The sequence below is a fragment of the Pseudomonas sp. P1.31 genome (assembly GCF_001269815.1).
GTDB lineage: Bacteria > Pseudomonadota > Gammaproteobacteria > Pseudomonadales > Pseudomonadaceae > Aquipseudomonas > Aquipseudomonas rustica.
Genome location: NZ_LHVN01000044.1, coordinates 281,331 through 300,144 on the forward strand (window position 1 = coordinate 281,331; position 18,814 = coordinate 300,144).

18 protein-coding genes are annotated in these 18,814 nt (G+C 57.9%); 1 reads left to right on the forward strand and 17 read right to left on the reverse strand.

Translation table 11 applies throughout. The features are described from left to right. Complete coding sequence (locus tag AD669_RS27270; RefSeq protein WP_053125269.1) at nt 1-1,131, forward strand: glycosyltransferase family 4 protein; 1,131 nt, start codon at nt 1-3, stop codon at nt 1,129-1,131. Nucleotides 1,132-1,256: 125 nt separating this feature from the next. On the opposite strand, the gene AD669_RS27275 is transcribed toward AD669_RS27270, so the two are convergent. From AD669_RS27275 to AD669_RS27355, 17 genes are all read right to left on the reverse strand, one after another. Next, on the reverse strand, nt 1,257-3,287 hold the full coding sequence (locus tag AD669_RS27275; RefSeq protein ID WP_053125271.1) for a pyridoxamine 5'-phosphate oxidase family protein: 2,031 nt from the start codon (nt 3,285-3,287) through the stop codon (nt 1,257-1,259). A gap of 45 nt (nt 3,288-3,332) precedes the next feature. Further along, nucleotides 3,333-3,959, reverse strand: a complete 627-nt coding sequence (locus AD669_RS27280; RefSeq protein ID WP_053125277.1) for a glutathione S-transferase family protein — start codon at nt 3,957-3,959, stop codon at nt 3,333-3,335. 104 nt (nt 3,960-4,063) lie between these two features. Then, entirely contained in the window at nt 4,064-4,990 is a 927-nt protein-coding gene (locus AD669_RS27285; protein WP_053125278.1) for a LysR family transcriptional regulator, read from the reverse strand. An 11-nt stretch (nt 4,991-5,001) separates the two neighbouring features. After that, on the reverse strand, nt 5,002-6,201 hold the full coding sequence (locus AD669_RS27290) for a Fic family protein (protein WP_256218973.1): 1,200 nt from the start codon (nt 6,199-6,201) through the stop codon (nt 5,002-5,004). Nucleotides 6,202-6,408: 207 nt separating this feature from the next. Continuing rightward, the gene (gene glmS / locus AD669_RS27295; protein ID WP_053125279.1) at nt 6,409-8,241 is read right to left on the reverse strand and encodes a glutamine--fructose-6-phosphate transaminase (isomerizing); all 1,833 of its coding nucleotides are present in this window, start codon (nt 8,239-8,241) and stop codon (nt 6,409-6,411) included. A gap of 2 nt (nt 8,242-8,243) precedes the next feature. After that, nucleotides 8,244-9,020, reverse strand: coding sequence for a DeoR/GlpR family DNA-binding transcription regulator (locus tag AD669_RS27300; protein WP_053125280.1), 777 nt, complete (start codon nt 9,018-9,020; stop codon nt 8,244-8,246). A 162-nt stretch (nt 9,021-9,182) separates the two neighbouring features. Beyond that, the gene (glmU, locus tag AD669_RS27305) at nt 9,183-10,550 is read right to left on the reverse strand and encodes a bifunctional UDP-N-acetylglucosamine diphosphorylase/glucosamine-1-phosphate N-acetyltransferase GlmU (RefSeq protein ID WP_053125282.1); all 1,368 of its coding nucleotides are present in this window, start codon (nt 10,548-10,550) and stop codon (nt 9,183-9,185) included. Nucleotides 10,551-10,666: 116 nt separating this feature from the next. After that, the gene (locus AD669_RS27310) at nt 10,667-11,092 is read right to left on the reverse strand and encodes a F0F1 ATP synthase subunit epsilon (RefSeq protein ID WP_053125284.1); all 426 of its coding nucleotides are present in this window, start codon (nt 11,090-11,092) and stop codon (nt 10,667-10,669) included. Nucleotides 11,093-11,137: 45 nt separating this feature from the next. Then, nucleotides 11,138-12,517: a F0F1 ATP synthase subunit beta gene (gene atpD, locus AD669_RS27315; protein ID WP_016984062.1), complete on the reverse strand. Its 1,380-nt coding sequence runs from the start codon at nt 12,515-12,517 to the stop codon at nt 11,138-11,140. Between the two features lie 27 nt (nt 12,518-12,544). Next, nucleotides 12,545-13,405 (reverse strand): F0F1 ATP synthase subunit gamma, encoded by an 861-nt coding sequence (gene atpG / locus AD669_RS27320; protein WP_007911960.1) that lies wholly within the window; start codon nt 13,403-13,405, stop codon nt 12,545-12,547. A 50-nt stretch (nt 13,406-13,455) separates the two neighbouring features. Further along, on the reverse strand, nt 13,456-15,000 hold the full coding sequence (gene atpA, locus AD669_RS27325) for a F0F1 ATP synthase subunit alpha (RefSeq protein WP_007911958.1): 1,545 nt from the start codon (nt 14,998-15,000) through the stop codon (nt 13,456-13,458). A 21-nt stretch (nt 15,001-15,021) separates the two neighbouring features. Then, nucleotides 15,022-15,558, reverse strand: coding sequence for a F0F1 ATP synthase subunit delta (locus tag AD669_RS27330; protein WP_053125286.1), 537 nt, complete (start codon nt 15,556-15,558; stop codon nt 15,022-15,024). Nucleotides 15,559-15,570: 12 nt separating this feature from the next. Beyond that, nucleotides 15,571-16,041, reverse strand: coding sequence for a F0F1 ATP synthase subunit B (locus tag AD669_RS27335; protein WP_003229781.1), 471 nt, complete (start codon nt 16,039-16,041; stop codon nt 15,571-15,573). A 58-nt stretch (nt 16,042-16,099) separates the two neighbouring features. Continuing rightward, a complete protein-coding gene (gene atpE, locus AD669_RS27340) occupies nt 16,100-16,357 on the reverse strand; it encodes a F0F1 ATP synthase subunit C (RefSeq protein WP_003097235.1) in 258 nt (85 codons plus the stop codon). 133 nt (nt 16,358-16,490) lie between these two features. Further along, on the reverse strand, nt 16,491-17,360 hold the full coding sequence (gene atpB / locus AD669_RS27345; protein WP_053125288.1) for a F0F1 ATP synthase subunit A: 870 nt from the start codon (nt 17,358-17,360) through the stop codon (nt 16,491-16,493). A 16-nt stretch (nt 17,361-17,376) separates the two neighbouring features. Further along, nucleotides 17,377-17,784 (reverse strand): F0F1 ATP synthase subunit I, encoded by a 408-nt coding sequence (locus AD669_RS27350; protein WP_008084411.1) that lies wholly within the window; start codon nt 17,782-17,784, stop codon nt 17,377-17,379. Between the two features lie 148 nt (nt 17,785-17,932). Next, nucleotides 17,933-18,805, reverse strand: a complete 873-nt coding sequence (locus AD669_RS27355; protein ID WP_008084408.1) for a ParB/RepB/Spo0J family partition protein — start codon at nt 18,803-18,805, stop codon at nt 17,933-17,935. Between the last annotated feature and the right edge of the window lie 9 nt (nt 18,806-18,814).

Sequence of the window (18,814 nt, forward strand, 5' to 3'; positions counted from 1 at the left end):
ATGCGCGTACTTCACTTTTTCAAAACGTACCTGCCTGATTCGGTCGGCGGCATCGAACAAGTGATCTTCCAGCTCTGCGAAAGCGGCGCCCAGCACGGTATCGACGGCCAGGTGCTGACACTCAGCAGCGACCCGACACCGCCCGTGGTCAAACTCGGTCACCACGAAGTGCACCGCGCCAAACTCGACATTCAGTTCGCCTCCACCGGTTTTTCCTGGAGCGTATTCAAACAGTTTCGCGAAATGGCCGCCGAGGCCGATGTGGTCAACTACCACTTTCCGTGGCCGTTCATGGATCTGGTGCATTTCGCCAGCGGCATGCAAAAACCCAGCGTAGTGACCTATCACTCGGACATCATTCGCCAGAAGCATCTGCTGAAACTTTACCGGCCACTGATGAACCGCTTCCTCGCCAGCGCCGACCGTATTGTCGCGGCGTCGCCGAACTACCTGCACACCAGCGATGTGCTGCAGCAGTTTCAGGACAAGACTCGAGTCATCCCCTACGGTTTGAACAAGGCCGGTTATCCACAGGCCGATAGCGAGCGCATGAACCGCTGGCGCCAGCAGCTTGGGGATAAGTTTTTCCTGTTTGTCGGGGTCATGCGTTATTACAAAGGCCTGCACATCCTGCTTGATGCGCTGAAAGACGTGGATTACCCGGTGGTGATCGTCGGCGCCGGCCCGCTCGAGCAGGAGCTGCATGCGCAAGCCGCTGCGTTGGGGCTGCGCAACATTCATTTCCTCGGGCGCTTGGGCGACGAAGACAAAGTCGCGTTGCTGCAATTGAGCTACGCGATCGTCTTCCCGTCGCACCTGCGTTCGGAAGCGTTCGGTATTTCGCTGCTGGAAGGCGCGATGTACGGCAAACCGATGATCTCCAGCGAGATCGGCACGGGTACCAGTTACATCAATATTCACAACGAGACCGGATTGGTGGTGCCGCCGAGTCATCCGCAGGCGTTTCGCGAGGCGATGCGTACGCTTTGGGATGATCCGGTGCGTGCGGCGGCGATGGGGGTGAAAGCGGAGGCGCGGTATCGGCAGTTATTCACAGCCGACGAAATGGGCCGCAAGTGGACGGAGCTGTATCAGGAATTGCTCGAAGAAAAATCCCTGTCCTACGCCTGATCCCAGCCTGAAACACATTCCACTGTAGGAGCTGCCGAAGGCTGCGATCTTTTGACTTTTGTTTTCAAGATCAAAAGATCGTCCGATCGCGGCCCGAGCCTTCGGCAGCTCCTACAGGGATCGGTTTATAAATCCAACACCAAGGGTTGGCCGCTCTGCGCCGGCACCGCACAACAAATCAGCACATGCCCCGCCTCCGGCATATCCGCCGGCACCTGAGGATAATTCACCGCACCGCTGACCAGCCGCGTCTTGCAGGTTCCACATGAACCACCCCGGCAACTGAACTCCGGACGTAATCCACGGCTTTCCGCCAGTTCCAGCAAACTGCCACCATCCGGCTGCCAACGCGCCTCTTTCGCCGAACGCTCGAACACCACCGGAACCGAAGTGGTCGCTACGGGCGGTTGCTCAATCACGATTGCATCCGGATCGGCCTGACGTTTCAGTGTCGACGGGCCAAAGGTTTCCGCATAAATCTGCGCATCGCGTACATCCAGTTCGCGCAGGGTGTCGTACAGCCCTTGAGTAAACCCACCGGGGCCGCAGAGGACAAAATCGATCTGGTCGAAATCCTCGACCTCCAGCACATTCCTCAACACCTGCGCATCAATCCGCCCAGGGAGATCGAAATCTGCACCTTCGAGCACATCGGCTTCCGGCTGGCTGAGCAAACGCAACACCCGCACCGCATCGCCAGACGTTTCCAGCAAGCGATCCAGTTCCTTGCGAAACGGTTGATCGGCCAGGCTGCGTGAACTCTGCAACAACAGCGTCGGACGAATCCTCCTCGTCCGTAAGCCTTGGTACACCACCTCGCGCAGCATCGACAGCAACGGCGTGATTCCCACACCAGCAGCCAATAGCACCAACGGTCGCTGCTCCAGCGGTGCGACGGTGAAATGCCCCTGCGGCGCACGCGCTTCGAGTACATCGCCAACATTAATCTGCTCATGCAGATGCGACGAAATCAGGCCCTCACGCTTGACGCTGATCCGGTAGAAACCATCCGATGGCGCACTCGAAAGGCTGTAAGTACGAATGTGTACCTCGCCCTCCACGGTGAAACGCAGCGGCAAATGCTGACCGGCAAGAAACACCGGCAAACCGGCGCCATCGGCGGGCTCCAGATAGATCGAGCGAATGTGCTGACTCTCCGCTTCGATCTTCGCCACCCGTAGCGGCCGCCATTGATTGCCCAACGCCTGCGCTTGCAAACGTGCGTCCGCCTCGGCCCAGTTACCGGTCAACAGACTGGTCGGCGACATGCCGTCGAAGCGCCAGCGCAACGCCAATGCCGCCGGACGTCGCACCAGTTTTTCCACGTCAAATGTCCACAGGCGTTCCGCGCCTTGAAACGCCTCGATTTGCGGGCCTTCGAGAATGATCTCGGTGCGCCCGCTGAGTTGCAGCACATCGCCTGTGGAAAAGTCGATGAACAGCAGGCCGGCCTTGGGGTTGAGCAATAAATTGCCGAGGGTATTGAAATGCAGATTGCCGGCAAAGTCGGGGATGGTCAGACGATTCCCTTCCACCCGGACGAAACCTGGCTGCCCACCGCGGTGGGAAACATCCACCGCGCGCTGACCATCAACATCGACATAACTGGCGACGAAGAACGTGTCGGCGCCTTCGATCAACGCCGTGGCCGTCTCATCGAGAGCGTCCAGATGCTGAGCCGGGCGGGTTTGCGGATCCGTCAGTGGCACGCGCTGAAACTGGCGCAACTGAATGTATTGCGGGCAGTTGCCGAAAGCCTGATCCACGCTGACGTCGAATCCCTGCGCGGTCAGATTATCGACATGGCCGTTAAGGCGATTGCGCCGGCGGGTGTGCAGTTCGATGCCGAGCAAACCGATCGGCTCGCCGTTGCGCAGTTGCGCCGGGTCATCGGCCGAGGATTGGCTGGCGAAATGCAGGTGCTCGGGATCCGGCGAATGAGCAAAGCCCGGCGCACCTTCAAGCACACTGGCCCACGGCCGGCCCTGCGCATCGACGGCGCCGTACAGCATAAAGGGCAATTGCTGATAGAACTCACGGTGCTGATCCGGCATCCACGTGCGAATCACCTTACGCCCGAACGCCTCCATGCGTTCGGCAACCCCGACTTTCGCCTGCAACTGTTGCTCGCCAGCGTGCCACGGTGAACGTTCCATCACGACCTCTCCCCTGCACCGTCGGCACAGTGTGGATTGCGGGAATCAGACTGCGGTTTGCAGGCCGGCGACGGTGCGCGGCATGCCGACAAACCCGGGCAAGGCTTCGACCCGGGCCAGCCAGGCGCGAACATTGGCGTACTCATCCAGCGACACATTGCCTTCCGGCGCATGAGCGATGTAACTGTAGGCCGAGACGTCGGCGATGGTCGGTTCTTCGCCGGCCAGATACGGAGTTTTGCCCAGTTCGATGTCCATCACTTTCAGCAGGTTGTGCGCACGGGTGATGGCTTCTTCAGCATTCAGTTGCGCGCCGAATACGGTGACCAAGCGTGCAGCAGCAGGGCCAAAAGCAATCGGCCCGGCGGCTGCCGACAACCAACGCTGCACATGCGCGGCACCGACCGGATCCGCAGGCAGCCAACGTCCGTTGCCATACTTCTGCGCCAGATACACCAGAATAGCGTTGGAATCGGCGAGCACCACGCCGCCGTCATCAATCGCCGGGACTTGGCCGAAGCTGTTGATGGCCAGATACGCGGGCTGCTTGTGCTCACCCTTGGCCAGATCGACGAAAATCAGCTCGGTCGGCAATTGCAGCAGGGACAGCATCAACTCGACGCGATGAGCGTGGCCAGAACGCGGGAAGTTGTAGAGTTTGATCGCTTGCATGGTCGACTCCGCTGAACAGGGGCGCCGCTGCGGGGATGAGCGCGCCGAGGGGGCCATCTTCCCCTGATCGCGAAAACAACAGAATCACCAGTAACTGCAAACGATTATTTCAGCTCGTGCAATAACGCTGCATTTTTCAACGCGGGATGTTCGCGCAAAGCCTGTACCGCGAAATCGACAAAACTGCGAATCCGCGCCGGCGCCTTGCGCCCGCCCTGATAGACCACATGGATCGGCAATGCGGGCAGTTCGAATTCGGCGAGGACGATTTCCAATTCACCGGCAGCCACCTTGCTCGCCACCTGATAAGACAAGACTCGCGTCATCCCCAAGCCCATGGCAGCCGCCGTAATTGCAGCCTGATTGGCCGTGACGATCAGACGCGGTTCAGGTCGCACGCTGAACGGTTCGCCTCCATCGAGAAACGGCCAGGTGCGTTGCTGCCCAATTGCTGAAGTCGCCACAACGGGCACGCCTGCCAGCGCATGAGGATGAATCGGCCGACCGTGCCTGGCGAAATAGTCCGGCGAGCCACAAATCACCCGACGCACCTCACCGACCCTAATCGCATGCTGGCTGCTGTCGGGCAGATCACCGATGCGCACCGCCACATCGATACCCTCTTCGACCATGTTGACGATCCGGTCGACCAGCACCGCGTTGATCGTGACTTCCGGATACTGCGCGAGATAACCCGCCATCACCGGCGTCACAAACAGATCGCCGAACAACACCGGCGCCGTCACCGTCAATTGCCCACGCGGCTGCGCATGACTGCCCGCCGCCGAATCCTCGGCTTCCTGCACCTCCGCAAGAATCCTCCGACAATCCTCCAGATAACGCTGCCCCGCCTCGCTCAAATGCACACTGCGCGTGGTACGAATCAACAACTGCGTACCAATGCGCAACTCCAGCGCCGCCACCGCCCGCGTCACACTGGCCGCGGAAAGGCCCAAACGCCGCGCGGCCGAGGAGAAGCCCTGCTCTTGGGCGACGGTGGTGAAGATGTGCATTTCCTGGAAGCGATCCATCCAACAACTCCTTAGCTTGCAGCCATCATTCGTTGATGCAAGTCCGGAAATAGAAGCTGTGCAAACCACACGGGCAATCCCGGATAAAGATCTCGGGCTTTAGGCGTAGCACTTTCCACAAGTCCCAGCTGGACAAGACTTCTAAGTTGATCAGTCGCGACCCGGTCAGACAGTCCGGTGAATATCTTGAAGTCCGCCCGACTCAGCACGCCCTGAGTCAGCAGAATGTGCAAAGCACGTGCTGCCTCGGGCTTGAGACCGGCCCTTTTAATACGCTCGTCCCACGCAAAAATGGTGTGAAGTCTTTCACGCATGTTGGAGACGTTCAGTGCCTGCTCGGTATAGCGCATCTGATCCAGACAGGTCTCCAGCATGAAACCGACAAATTCGAACAGCCTCGCTTGGGTGAGTTGACCACGCCCATCCAGATCACCGCGACGCGATTTGTCCGCATTGGCCAAACGCGCGTAATAAGTGTCCTGCTGGCGAGCAAGTCCTCGCGATAACGACCACAAGGGCGATACCAGTCCCAGTTTCTGCAGTTGCAGGTGGGTGATCAGCCTGCCGGTGCGACCGTTTCCATCAACGAAAGGATGCACCCAGGCTAATCGATGGTGATAAGCCATGACCGCGAGCAAGCGGCTCCGTGCATCGGGCAAGCGGCCGTAGACCTGCTGCATACGATTGAGCATCGGTGTTACGGATTGACTGGAGGGCGCGGCATGATTGCCGACGAGAACTTCCTGGGCCGCTACATCTCGAAGCTGGCCAGGCACCAATCGACTTGCGTCGCGCAAATGCAATTGGTCACCGCTGGCCCCCTGAAACAGGCGCTTATGTACCCGGGAAACAAATGCGCTGCTGAACATTGCCTCCCAAGGCAGTTTGTTGTGCAGTGACAGCGCTCGTTCAAAAGCTTGCTGTGTACCGATATGCGTCACCGCCAGCTCAGTCAGCTCTTTGGGATTACGTCTCGGGGCTGTCGGCGCAAGCGTTACCGGCTCAGTAAATTGGCCCTCAATCAGATTGCTATAAAAGCTGCTGGTGACCCGCAGCAATCCACCCACTCGCCGAACCATTTGCGGAGCAACGATGGCGCTGAGTTTTCCTGCCTGAAATGGCACTTGCTCTGCCAATTGCAGAATTTCACTGGGAAATGTCGGAACCAGCGGCTCCAGCCAATGATTCCCCAAGATAGCTTCAGCGCTCATTCGACCTCCAAGATTCGCGGATTTTTTCGCGGATTTCAGAGTACGCCACAACCCCCGGTTTACCTAGCTATAGGTAATGTAGGAATAGTCGGAAGTTCGAGTAGTACGCGGATTTATTTGCGGATTTTTTGTAGATAAATAGCGAGAGTGTTGGAGCCTAAAAAGCAACGCAGGAGCAAGAAAATTCTCGCCCCCGCGTAAGACCAATTACTCCACCGTCACCGACTTCGCCAGATTACGCGGTTGATCCACGTCCGTGCCCTTCAGCACCGCAACGTAGTACGACAGCAACTGCAGCGGGATCGTGTAGAGGATCGGTGAGAGGATGTCGTGGATGTGCGGCATTTGCACCACGTGGGTGCCTTCGCCGTTGGTCATTCCGGCTTTTTCGTCGGCGAACACGATCAGTTCGCCGCCACGGGCGCGGACTTCCTGCAGGTTGGACTTGAGCTTTTCCAGCAGTTCGTTGTTGGGCGCAACGGTGACCACTGGCATGTCGTTATCCACCAGCGCCAGCGGGCCGTGTTTCAGTTCGCCGGCCGGGTAGGCTTCGGCGTGGATGTAGGAGATTTCCTTGAGCTTCAAGGCACCTTCCATCGCGACCGGGAATTGCGCGCCACGGCCGAGGAACAGGGTGTGGTTCTTCTCGGCGAACAGTTCGGCGATTTTTTCCACGGTGCTGTCCATCGCCAGCGCTTCGCCGAGGCGGGTTGGCAGGCGGCGCAGTTCTTCGACCAAAGTGGCTTCAACGCCTTTGGCCAACGTGCCGCGAACCTGACCCAACGACAGGGTCAACAACAACAGGCCGACCAGTTGCGTGGTGAAGGCTTTGGTCGAAGCGACGCCGATTTCGCGACCGGCCTGGGTTAGCAGGGTCAGGTCGGATTCACGCACCAGCGAGCTGATGCCGACGTTGCAGATCGCCAGGCTGGCGAGGAAACCCAGTTCTTTGGCATTGCGCAGCGCGGCCAGGGTGTCGGCGGTTTCGCCGGACTGCGAGATGGTCACGAACAAGGTGTCCGGCTGCACCACGACTTTGCGGTAGCGGAACTCGCTGGCGACTTCGACCTGGCACGGGATGCCGGCCAGTTCTTCCAGCCAATAACGCGCGACCATACCGGCGTGGTAGCTGGTGCCGCAGGCGACGATCTGCACGTTGCGCACTTTGGCGAACAGCTCGGCGGCTTGCGGACCGAAAGCCTGAACCAGCACTTGATCATTGCTCAGTCGACCTTCGAGGGTGCGCTGGACAACGGCCGGTTGCTCGTGGATTTCCTTGAGCATGTAGTGGCGGAATTCGCCTTTGTCGGCAGCTTCGGCGCCGTCGGTGTACTGCACGGTCTGGCGCTCGACAGCGTTGCCGCTCACGTCCCAGATCTGCACGTTATCGCGGCGAATTTCGGCGATATCGCCTTCTTCCAAGTACATGAAGCGGTCAGTCACCTGACGCAACGCCAATTGGTCGGAAGCGAGGAAGTTCTCGCCCAGTCCCAGACCAATCACCAGCGGACTGCCACTGCGTGCGGCAACCAGACGATCCGGTTGCTTGGCGTTGATCACCGCCAAACCATAAGCGCCGTGCAGTTCTTTGACGGTCGCTTTGAGTGCGACAGTCAGATCAGGCTGATCCTTGAGTTTATGGTTGAGCAGGTGAGCGATGACTTCGGTGTCGGTGTCCGAGGTGAACACGTAGCCCAGTGCTTTCAGTTGTTCACGCAAAGCTTCGTGGTTTTCGATGATGCCGTTATGCACCACCGCGATGTCGCCGGAGAAATGCGGGTGGGCGTTACGTTCGCACGGCGCACCGTGGGTGGCCCAACGAGTGTGGGCGATACCCAGACGACCCACCAGCGGGTGCTCGGCCAACGCGGCTTCGAGTTCGCTGACTTTGCCCGGGCGACGCATGCGCTCGAGGGTTTCGTCGTTGGTGTACACCGCCACACCGGCGCTGTCGTAACCACGATATTCGAGGCGCTTGAGGCCTTCGAGCAGGATGGCGGTGATGTTGCGTTCAGCGACTGCGCCGACAATTCCACACATGCTTATTTCTCCTGACTGACAGCCGCGCAAATCACGTTGATACCGCGGGCCTGGATCTGATCGCGTGCATCGATAGGCAGGCGATCATCGGTAATTAGGGTATGGACGCTGCTCCATGGCAGCTCCAGATTGGGAATCTTGCGGCCGATCTTGTCGGCCTCGACCATGACGATAACTTCCCGCGCCACGTCAGCCATGACCCGGCTCAAACCGAGCAGTTCATTGAAGGTCGTGGTACCGCGCACCAGATCGATACCGTCGGCGCCGATGAACAACTGGTCAAAGTCGTAAGAGCGTAGTACCTGCTCGGCAACCTGGCCCTGGAAGGATTCCGAATGCGGATCCCAGGTGCCACCGGTCATCAACAGCACCGGTTCGTGTTCGAGTTCGCTCAAGGCATTGGCGACGTGCAGGGAATTGGTCATCACCACCAGACCTGGCTGCTGGCCAAGTTCGGGGATCATCGCGGCGGTGGTGCTGCCGCTGTCGATGATGATGCGCGCGTGCTCGCGGATGCGTTTCACCGCCGCGCGGGCAATCGCCTGTTTGTATTTGGAAACGCTCTGCGCGGTTTCCGCGACCAGCTCCTGCGGCATGGTGATCGCCCCGCCGTAACGGCGCAGCAACAAGCCATGGCTTTCCAGTGCGGCGAGATCCTTGCGAATCGTAACTTCAGAGGTTTCGAAGCGCTTGGCTAGCTCATCCACACTGACTTCGCCCTGCTCATTGAGCAAGGCAAGAATGTTGTGGCGGCGTTGGGGCGTGTTGCGTTTCGACATGGCGGCTTAAGTTTCGATTCGAAAGATAACGGAAGCAATCAAAACCTATTGGCCATAAATCGTCAACCCATTGCTCATAAAAAATCGCAGCCCTCCGACAGTCCCCGTAGGAGCTGCCGAAGGCTGCGATCTTTTGATCTTCAAAAAGCCGCTGTGGATAACTCAGTCCTTTTTGATTTTCACCGGCCGCTTCCAGCCATCAATGTTCTTCTGCCGCGCACGACCAACCGCCAACTGCGCGTTATCCACATTCTGCGTAATCGTTGAGCCGGCCGCTGTGGTCGCACCATCAGAGATATCCACAGGCGCGACCAACGAATTGTTGGAGCCGATGAACACATCTGCACCCAACACGGTTTTCCACTTGTTGGCGCCGTCATAGTTGCAGGTGATGGTGCCCGCACCCACGTTGGTGCGCGCACCGATTTCGGCATCGCCCAAATAGGTCAAGTGACCGGCCTTCGCGCCCTCGCCCATGTGCGCATTCTTCAGTTCAACAAAGTTACCCACATGCGCGCGCGCTTCAAGCACGGTGCCCGGACGCAGACGCGCGAACGGACCGGCATCGCTGCCCTCGCCCATTACGGCACCTTCGATATGACTGTTGGCCTTGATCACCACGCCTTTGCGCAGGGTGCTGTCCTTGATCACGCAGTTCGGGCCGATCACCACGTCGTCTTCGATAACAACGTTGCCTTCGAGGATCACATTGATGTCGATCAGCACATCGCGACCCACGGTCACTTCACCGCGCACATCAAAACGCGCCGGGTCACGCAGGGTCACGCCTTGCGCCATCAAACGGCGGCCGGCGCGCAACTGGTAATGACGCTCCAGCTCGGACAGTTGTTTGCGATCGTTGGCGCCCTGCACTTCCATCGGGTCGTGCGGTTGTTCGGTGGCCACTACCAGACCATCGCTGACCGCCATTTCAATCACGTCAGTAAGGTAATACTCGCCCTGAGCGTTGTTGTTCGACAGGCGGCTCATCCAATCGGCCAGACGATCGGCCGGGACGGCGAGAATGCCGGTGTTGCCTTCGGTGATTGCGCGCTGCGCTTCGCTGGCGTCTTTGTGCTCAACGATGGCCGCGACCTTACCGTCAGAGTCGCGCACGATACGGCCGTAACCGGTCGGGTCGTCGAGTTCGACGGTGAGCAAACCCATCTGCCCCGGCACTACGTGCTTGAGCAGACGTTGCAGTGTTTCGACTTCGATCAGCGGAACGTCACCGTAAAGGATCAGCACGGTGTCAGCGGAAATGAACGGCACAGCCTGGGCGGTGGCGTGCCCGGTGCCGAGCTGTTTGTCCTGCAGGACGAAATTCAGATCATCAGCCGCCAGACGTTCACGCACCACATCGGCGCCATGGCCAATCACTACATGGATGCGTTGTGGATCGAGTTGGCGGGCGCTGTGGATAACATGGCCCAGCATGGAATTGCCGGCAATCGGGTGCAGAACTTTCGGCAGGGCCGAACGCATACGAGTGCCTTGACCGGCCGCGAGGATAACGATTTCAAGAGACATGACTGGCTACCAATCCTGGGTGGTCAGCAACTGCGACCGGGGTTGAATTCGGAAAAAGAAAAAAGGGTAGCCGAGGCTACCCTTTTTTATCAATCGCACAACAAGCGGCTGACGGATTAACCGCCAAACTTCTTGCGGATCTGCTGGACGGTGCGCAGCTGAGCTGCAGCCTCGGCCAGACGAGCTGACGCAGCGCTGTAGTCGAAATCAGCGCCCTTTTCATGCAGAGCATGCTCGGCAGCCTTGAGAGCTGCTTGAGCCTGAGCTTCATCCAGGTCGGCAGCACGTTGCACGGTATCGGCAAGCACTTTGACCATGTTCGGCTGAACCTCGAGGAAACCACCGGAGATGTAGAACACCTCGGCTTCCCCGCCTTGCTTGATCAGGCGGATCGGACCTGGCTTCAGATTAGTGATCAGCGGCGCGTGACCCAGAGCGATACCAAGATCACCCAGTGCACCGTGCGCAATCACCATCTCGACCAGGCCGGAAAAGATTTCCCCTTCCGCGCTGACGATATCGCAATGGACTGTCATAGCCATCTGATTGCCTCAACCTAAATTAGCGCCCGTTGCCGGGCGCCGGGATTACAGTTTCTTGGCTTTCTCGATCGCTTCTTCGATGCCGCCAACCATGTAGAACGCTTGTTCTGGCAGGTGGTCGTAGTCACCGTTGAGGATGCCTTTGAAGCCAGCAATGGTGTCTTTCAGGGAAACGTATTTACCCGAAGCACCGGTGAAGACTTCAGCCACGAAGAACGGCTGCGACAAGAAGCGCTGGATCTTACGAGCACGGTTTACCAACTGCTTGTCGGCTTCCGACAGCTCGTCCATACCCAGGATCGCGATGATGTCCTTCAGCTCTTTGTAACGTTGCAGAACGTACTGAACGCCGCGAGCAGTGTCGTAGTGGTCCTGGCCGATTACGTTCGGATCCAGCTGGCGCGAAGTCGAATCCAGTGGATCTACCGCTGGGTAGATACCCAGGGAAGCGATGTCACGGGACAGAACGACGGTGGCGTCCAAGTGGGCGAAGGTGGTCGCTGGCGACGGGTCGGTCAAGTCATCCGCAGGTACGTATACCGCTTGGATCGAAGTGATCGAACCTTCCTTGGTCGAAGTGATACGTTCTTGCAGAACGCCCATCTCTTCAGCCAGGGTCGGCTGGTAACCTACTGCCGAAGGCATACGGCCCAGCAGTGCGGATACTTCAGTACCGGCCAGGGTGTAACGATAGATGTTGTCGACGAACAGCAGAACGTCGTTACCTTCGTCACGGAACTTCTCGGCCATGGTCAGGCCGGTCAGTGCTACGCGCAGACGGTTACCCGGCGGCTCGTTCATCTGACCGTAAACCAGTGCCACTTTGTCCAGAACGTTGGAGTCCTTCATCTCGTGGTAGAAGTCGTTACCCTCACGAGTACGCTCACCCACACCGGCGAACACGGAATAACCGCTGTGCTCGATGGCGATGTTACGGATCAGTTCCATCATGTTTACGGTTTTGCCTACACCGGCACCACCGAACAGACCGACTTTACCGCCTTTGGCAAACGGGCAAACCAGGTCGATAACCTTGATGCCGGTTTCCAGCAGGTCGTTGCCGCCTGCCTGTTCAGCGAACGAAGGCGCTGGACGGTGAATGCCCCAACGCTCTTCGGTGTCGATCGGGCCAGCTTCGTCGATCGGGTTACCGAGGACGTCCATGATCCGGCCCAGGGTCGCTTTACCGACCGGTACGGAGATGGCTGCGCCAGAATCGGTAACTTCCAGACCGCGCTTCAAGCCCTCGGTGGAACCCATCGCAATGGTACGAACCACGCCGTCGCCCAGCTGCTGCTGAACTTCCAGAGTGGTGCCGGCATCGCTTTTGACTTTCAAAGCGTTGTAGATGCTCGGTACGCTGTCGCGTGGAAATTCCACGTCGATAACGGCGCCGATGATTTGAACGATACGTCCGCTACTCATAGCTGGATCCTCTGAATATTTGAACCGTTAAACCGCGGCAGCGCCGCCGACGATTTCCGAGATCTCTTGGGTGATCGCAGCCTGACGCGCCTTGTTGTAGATCAGCTGCAAATCGCTGATCAAATCACCGGCGTTGTCGGTAGCGTTCTTCATCGCGATCATCCGCGCAGCTTGTTCAGCCGCGTTGTTCTCGACCACCGCCTGGTAGACCTGCGACTCAACGTAGCGGACCATCAAGCCGTCAAGCAGCTCTTTGGCATCCGGTTCGTAGAGATAGTCCCAGTGGTGTTTGAGATCCTGATCCGGGGTGGCCACCAGTGGAATCAACTGCTCCACGGTAGGCTGTTGCGTCATGGTGTTGATGAACTTGTTGGACACCACGGACAGGCGGTCAATACGGCCGTCCAGGTAGGCATCCAGCATCACCTTGACGCTGCCGATCAAGTCATTGATCGACGGCTCTTCACCCAGGTGGCTGATAGCTGCAACGACGTTACCGCCGAAGTTACGGAAAAAGGCCGCACCCTTGCTACCAACGACACACAGATCAATCTCGACGCCGTTTTCGCGGTTTACCGCCATGTCCTTGACCAGGGCCTTGAACAGGTTGGTATTCAAGCCGCCGCACAGACCACGGTCACTGCTCACCACAACATAACCAACACGCTTGATTTCGCGGTCGATCATGAACGGGTGGCGGTACTCCGGGTTGGCGTTGGCCAGATGCCCAATAACCTGGCGGATACGCTCCGCATAAGGACGGCTAGCAGCCATGCGCATTTGTGCCTTGCGCATTTTGCTGACCGCCACTTTTTCCATGGCGCTGGTAATCTTTTGCGTGCTTTTGATGCTCGCAATCTTACTGCGAATCTCTTTTGCGCCTGCCATGTAACACCTATCAGGTTAGCAAGCGGGAGCCTCGCGGCTCCCGCTGCGGCTTACCAGGTTTGGGTGGCCTTGAACTTCTCGATACCGGCTTTCATGCCAGCGTCGATTTCGTCATTGAAGTCACCTTTAACGTTGATCTTGGCCATCAAATCGGCGTGATCGCGGTTGAAGAAAGCGATCAGCGCTTGTTCGAAGCTGCCGATCTTGGCGATTTCAATGTCAGTCAGGAACCCACGCTCAGCGGCATACAGCGACAGCGCCATGTCAGCGATCGACATTGGTGCGTATTGCTTCTGCTTCATCAGCTCGGTAACGCGCTGACCATGCTCAAGTTGCTTACGGGTCGCTTCGTCCAGGTCAGAAGCGAACTGGGCGAATGCCGCCAGTTCACGGTACTGAGCCAGAGCGGTACGGATACCACCGGAGAGCTTCTTGATGATCTTGGTCTGAGCGGCACCACCCACACGGGATACCGAAACACCGGCGTTCACTGCAGGGCGGATGCCCGAGTTGAACATGGCCGATTCCAGGAAGATCTGACCGTCGGTGATGGAAATCACGTTGGTCGGAACGAACGCGGAAACGTCGCCAGCCTGGGTTTCGATGATCGGCAGTGCGGTCAAGGAACCGGTTTTGCCGGTCACTGCGCCGTTGGTGAACTTCTCTACGTATTCTTCCGAAACGCGGGATGCGCGCTCCAGCAGACGGGAGTGGAGATAGAACACGTCGCCTGGGTAAGCTTCACGGCCTGGTGGACGGCGCAGCAGCAGGGAAATCTGGCGGTAAGCCACTGCTTGCTTGGACAGATCGTCATAAACGATCAGCGCGTCTTCACCGCGGTCGCGGAAGAATTCACCCATGGTGCAACCGGAGTACGGTGCCAGGAATTGCAGCGCAGGAGATTCCGAAGCACTGGCAGCCACGATGATCGTGTTGGCCAAGGCGCCGTTTTCTTCCAGCTTGCGAACCACGTTGGCGATGGTCGATTGCTTCTGACCAATAGCTACGTAGACGCAGAAAATGCCGCTGTCTTTCTGGTTGATGATCGCGTCGATCGCCAGAGCGGTTTTACCGATCTGACGGTCACCGATGATCAGCTCACGCTGGCCACGGCCGACAGGAATCATGGCATCGACAGCCTTGTAGCCAGTCTGTACAGGCTGGTCTACCGACTTACGCCAGATCACGCCCGGTGCAACTTTCTCGACCGCGTCGGTCAAGGTGTTGCCCAGTGGACCTTTGCCGTCAACAGGGTTACCCAGTGCGTCGACTACGCGACCCAGCAGTTCCTTACCAACAGGAACTTCGAGGATGCGGCCGGTGCACTTGGCGCTCATGCCTTCAGCCAGAGACTGGTAAGCGCCCAATACAACGGCACCTACGGAGTCTTGCTCCAGGTTGAGGGCCATACCGTAGACGCCGCCCGGAAACTCGATCATCTCGCCGTACATTACGTCGGCCAGACCGTGAATCCGCACGATGCCGTCAGATACGCTGACGACAGTGCCTTCGTTACGGGCTTGGGAGGTCACATCGAGCTTGTCGATGCGGCCCTTGATAATTTCACTTATTTCGGAAGGATTGAGTTGCTGCATTGCTCTGCTGCCCCTTCAAACTCAAGATTTCAATGCTTCGGCAAGTTTCGCGATTTTGCCGCGAATCGAGCCATCGATAACCAGGTCGCCGGCGCGGATGACAACACCCCCAATAAGGGCTTTATCTTCCTCGACTTGCAGGCGCACTTCCCGGTTGAGTCGTGCACTGAGAACCTTGGCGAGTTTGTCTTGCTGTTCTTGGTTCAATGCGAAAGCACTGGTCACTTCAACGTCTACCGACTTCTCTTGTTCGGCCTTGTACAGGTCGAAAAGAGCGGCAATCTCCGGCAGAAGCGGGAGACGGTCGTTTTCGGCAACGACGTTGATGAAGTTCTGTGCCTTGGCATCAAACTTGTCGCCGCACACGTCAATAAACGTGGCGGCCTTTTCTGCGCTCGTCAGTCGCGGGGCCTTGAGCACGCGCTGCATGGTGTCATCTTGTGACACCGCTGCAGCCAGGCCGAGCATGGCTGACCAATTGGCCAGTTGCTGGTGGGCCTGAGCGTGCTCGAAGGCCGCCTTAGCGTAAGGTCGGGCCAACGTGGTCAGTTCTGCCATGATCGCCCTCGCTTAGATTTCAGCAGCCAGTTGGTTAACCAGCTCTGCGTGCGCGTTTTGATCGATTGTGGCACCCAGGATCTTCTCGGCGCCGCCGACAGCCAGCAAACCCACTTGGGCGCGCAGCTTGTCTTTGACACTGTTCAGTTCCTGTTCGATCTCGGCTTGAGCCTGAACCTTCACACGGTCAGCGTCGACACGGGCCTTTTCAACGGCCTCTTCGACAATCTGGTTACCGCGTTTCTTGGCTTGCTCGATGATTTCAGCTGCCTGAGCTTTCGCTTCGCGCAGTTGCTGACCCGCTTTTTCTTGGGCCAACTCCAGGTCGCGAGCTGCACGGCTGGCAGCGTCCAGACCATCAGCGATCTTCTTTTGACGTTCGTGCAGAGCAGCGATGACCGGAGGCCATACATACTTCATGCAGAACAGTACAAAAATCAGGAACGCAACGGACTGGCCAATCAGGGTCGCATTAATGTTCACGCCAACACCTCGCAGTTACGTTGTCCATCACACCAAATTACCCGGAATATCCGAGTAATTAGCCAGCGATCTGACCAACGAACGGGTTCGCGAAGGTGAAGAACAGCGCGATACCAACACCGATCATGGTTACGGCGTCGAGCAGACCGGCAACGATGAACATTTTAACTTGCAGCATTGGAACCATTTCTGGCTGACGCGCTGCGCCTTCCAGGAACTTGCCGCCCAGCAGGCCGAAACCAATTGCGGTACCCAGTGCGCCCAGGCCGATCAACAGTGCAACAGCGATAGCGGTTAGACCAACTACAGTTTCCATCTTTCCTCCCGACTTTTACGTCGTATGGTTTAGGTTTTTTAGATTAAAGCGGTAAAACAAATCGTTTCAGGTGCCCTGTGAAGAGCCCCTTCCCGTTTGACCGGGAAGGACATCAGACTAGTCGAGACTGGTCTTAATGGTTTTCTTCGTGCGCCATCGACAGGTAGACGATGGTCAGCATCATGAAGATGAACGCCTGCAGGGTGATGATCAGGATGTGGAACACAGCCCAAGCCCACTGCAGAACAACGCCCAGGCCGCTCAGCCAGAGCAGACCGCTGCCGAACATCACAGCGATCAGAATGAACACCAGCTCACCGGCATACATGTTGCCGAACAGACGCAGAGCAAGAGAGATCGGTTTAGCGATCAGGGTCACGAATTCCAGCAGGAAGTTCACCGGGATCAGCAGGGCCTGAACAAAGATGTTCTTGCTGCCGAACGGGTGCAGGGTCAGTTCGCCGATGAAGCCGCCGATGCCCTTGACCTTGATGCTGTAGAAAATGATCAGTGCGAAAACCGACAACGCCATGCCCAGAGTTGCGTTCGGGTCGGTAGTCGACACGGCGCGGAACGGGATGTGGTGGTCACCGGAGATCAGGATGGCCAGCTGAGGAATCCAGTCGACCGGGATCAGGTCGACGGCGTTCATCAGGAACACCCAGACGAAGATGGTCAGTGCCAGCGGTGCAATCACCGGGCTACGGCCATGGAAGCTGTCTTTCACGCTGCCATCGACGAATTCGACCAATACTTCAACGAAGTTCTGCAAAGCACCCGGCTGACCCGAAGTCGCTTTCTTGGCCGCCATGCGGAAAAGAAAAACGAAGATCAGACCCAACGCGACCGACCAGCCGAGAGTATCGACGTGGAAAGCCCAGAAGCCCATTTCTTTGGCTTCTGCTGCGGTGTGGGCAAAGCCCCAGCCGCCGTTAGGTAGCTGACCGAAGGTCAGGTTCTGCAAGTGGTGCTGGATATAGCCCGAAGCGGTTGTTTCTGCCATGGTTGCCTCAAACGCCCTAAGGTCTCGAAAGTCTTGTTCTCATCAGCAGGGGAGCGAACCAGCTGACCGACTGAGTCAGCACGAACACGCCGAATACAGCTATCGGCGCCAGCGGCTTCACACCTGCAAACACCAGCGCAAAAAGCACTGCTGTCAAAATCAGTTTGCCTGCCTCGCCGGCATAAAAAGACCGGACGATGGACTGGGCTGCTCGGGCGCCGGAAAACCGAAATGCCTTATGAGCGAAATAAACATTGGGCAGCAAGGCTATCAGGCCTCCGCAAAGTCCCGAGTATCCGGCAACGACTCCGTGCCATTGCCAGAGCGCCAAAGCGGCAATGAGCAAAATGACAAATTGAGCCATTAACACCGGAAATACCGCCAGGCGATGGAACGGCAGGCGGTTTGGCTTGCGGGTTTCCATCACTATTGCTCTCCAATGGTCGGCTGCCAGAATTCAATAACTTGGCATAATTTGTGCCGACAAAATGCGCGCAGAGTATAGGGGCGGTTCTGCCCCTATTCAACTGTCAGGTAGTGATTTCCGACTGCGCGCTACATGAGGAAATGTTTCAGCGGATGTGTGCGAGCACACCTTGAAGCTCATCGAGCGAGTTATAACCGATCACCAACTGACCCTTTCCCTTCTTCCCGTGGCGAATCTGCACCGCAGAGCCTAGGCGCTCGGCCAGACGCTGTTCGAGGCGGGCGATGTCCGGGTCGGGTTTGCTGGCTTCCACAGGCTCCGGTTTGCCACTCAACCACTGGCGAACCAGTGCTTCAGTTTGGCGCACGGTCAGGCCGCGTGCGACAACATGTCGCGCCCCTTCAACCTGCTGATTCTCGGGCAAACCGAGCAAAGCACGGGCATGACCCATTTCCAGGTCGCCGTGGGACAGCATGGTCTTGATGACTTCCGGCAGCGCAATAAGCCGCAACAGGTTAGCCACAGTGACGCGGGATTTACCCACAGCCTCGGCAACCTGCTGCTGAGTCAACTGGAATTCCTGCTGCAAACGCTGCAAGGCCACCGCTTCTTCGATCGGATTGAGGTCTTCGCGCTGGATGTTCTCGATCAGCGCAATGGCGATCGCGGTTTCATCGGGGACGTCGCGCACCATCGCCGGAATGGTTTCCTGCCCGGCTTGCTGGCTCGCGCGCCAGCGACGTTCACCGGCGATGATTTCAAAACGGCCACCGCCAATCGGGCGCACCACGATCGGCTGCATCACGCCTTGTGCCTTGATCGACAGCGCCAGCTCTTCCAGCGCTTGCGGATCCATGTCCCGACGCGGCTGGTATTTGCCGCGCTGGAGCAGATCCAGCGGCAGGTGCTGCAGCTCACGGGTGTCAGCTTGCGCGGCTTGTTCTTCCAGCGCGCTGACAGTCGGACCACTCAGCAGTGCATCCAGTCCACGTCCGAGACCTCGTTTCTTGACGGCCATGGGGATTCC

Bases quoted from the DNA above. Each gene is read 5' to 3' on its own strand.
- AD669_RS27330 (WP_053125286.1), bottom strand. From the start codon at position 15,558: ATGGCAGAACTGACCACGTTGGCCCGACCTTACGCTAAGGCGGCCTTC.
- glmU (WP_053125282.1), bottom strand. From the start codon at position 10,550: ATGTCTCTTGAAATCGTTATCCTCGCGGCCGGTCAAGGCACTCGTATG.
- AD669_RS27300 (WP_053125280.1), bottom strand. From the start codon at position 9,020: ATGTCGAAACGCAACACGCCCCAACGCCGCCACAACATTCTTGCCTTG.
- atpE (WP_003097235.1), bottom strand. From the start codon at position 16,357: ATGGAAACTGTAGTTGGTCTAACCGCTATCGCTGTTGCACTGTTGATC.
- atpG (WP_007911960.1), bottom strand. From the start codon at position 13,405: ATGGCAGGCGCAAAAGAGATTCGCAGTAAGATTGCGAGCATCAAAAGC.
- AD669_RS27355 (WP_008084408.1), bottom strand. From the start codon at position 18,805: ATGGCCGTCAAGAAACGAGGTCTCGGACGTGGACTGGATGCACTGCTG.
- glmS (WP_053125279.1), bottom strand. From the start codon at position 8,241: ATGTGTGGAATTGTCGGCGCAGTCGCTGAACGCAACATCACCGCCATC.
- atpD (WP_016984062.1), bottom strand. From the start codon at position 12,517: ATGAGTAGCGGACGTATCGTTCAAATCATCGGCGCCGTTATCGACGTG.
- atpB (WP_053125288.1), bottom strand. From the start codon at position 17,360: ATGGCAGAAACAACCGCTTCGGGCTATATCCAGCACCACTTGCAGAAC.
- AD669_RS27350 (WP_008084411.1), bottom strand. From the start codon at position 17,784: ATGGAAACCCGCAAGCCAAACCGCCTGCCGTTCCATCGCCTGGCGGTA.
- AD669_RS27270 (WP_053125269.1), top strand. From the start codon at position 1: ATGCGCGTACTTCACTTTTTCAAAACGTACCTGCCTGATTCGGTCGGC.
- atpA (WP_007911958.1), bottom strand. From the start codon at position 15,000: ATGCAGCAACTCAATCCTTCCGAAATAAGTGAAATTATCAAGGGCCGC.
- AD669_RS27310 (WP_053125284.1), bottom strand. From the start codon at position 11,092: ATGGCTATGACAGTCCATTGCGATATCGTCAGCGCGGAAGGGGAAATC.
- AD669_RS27275 (WP_053125271.1), bottom strand. From the start codon at position 3,287: ATGGAACGTTCACCGTGGCACGCTGGCGAGCAACAGTTGCAGGCGAAA.
- AD669_RS27285 (WP_053125278.1), bottom strand. From the start codon at position 4,990: ATGGATCGCTTCCAGGAAATGCACATCTTCACCACCGTCGCCCAAGAG.
- AD669_RS27280 (WP_053125277.1), bottom strand. From the start codon at position 3,959: ATGCAAGCGATCAAACTCTACAACTTCCCGCGTTCTGGCCACGCTCAT.
- AD669_RS27290 (WP_256218973.1), bottom strand. From the start codon at position 6,201: ATGAGCGCTGAAGCTATCTTGGGGAATCATTGGCTGGAGCCGCTGGTT.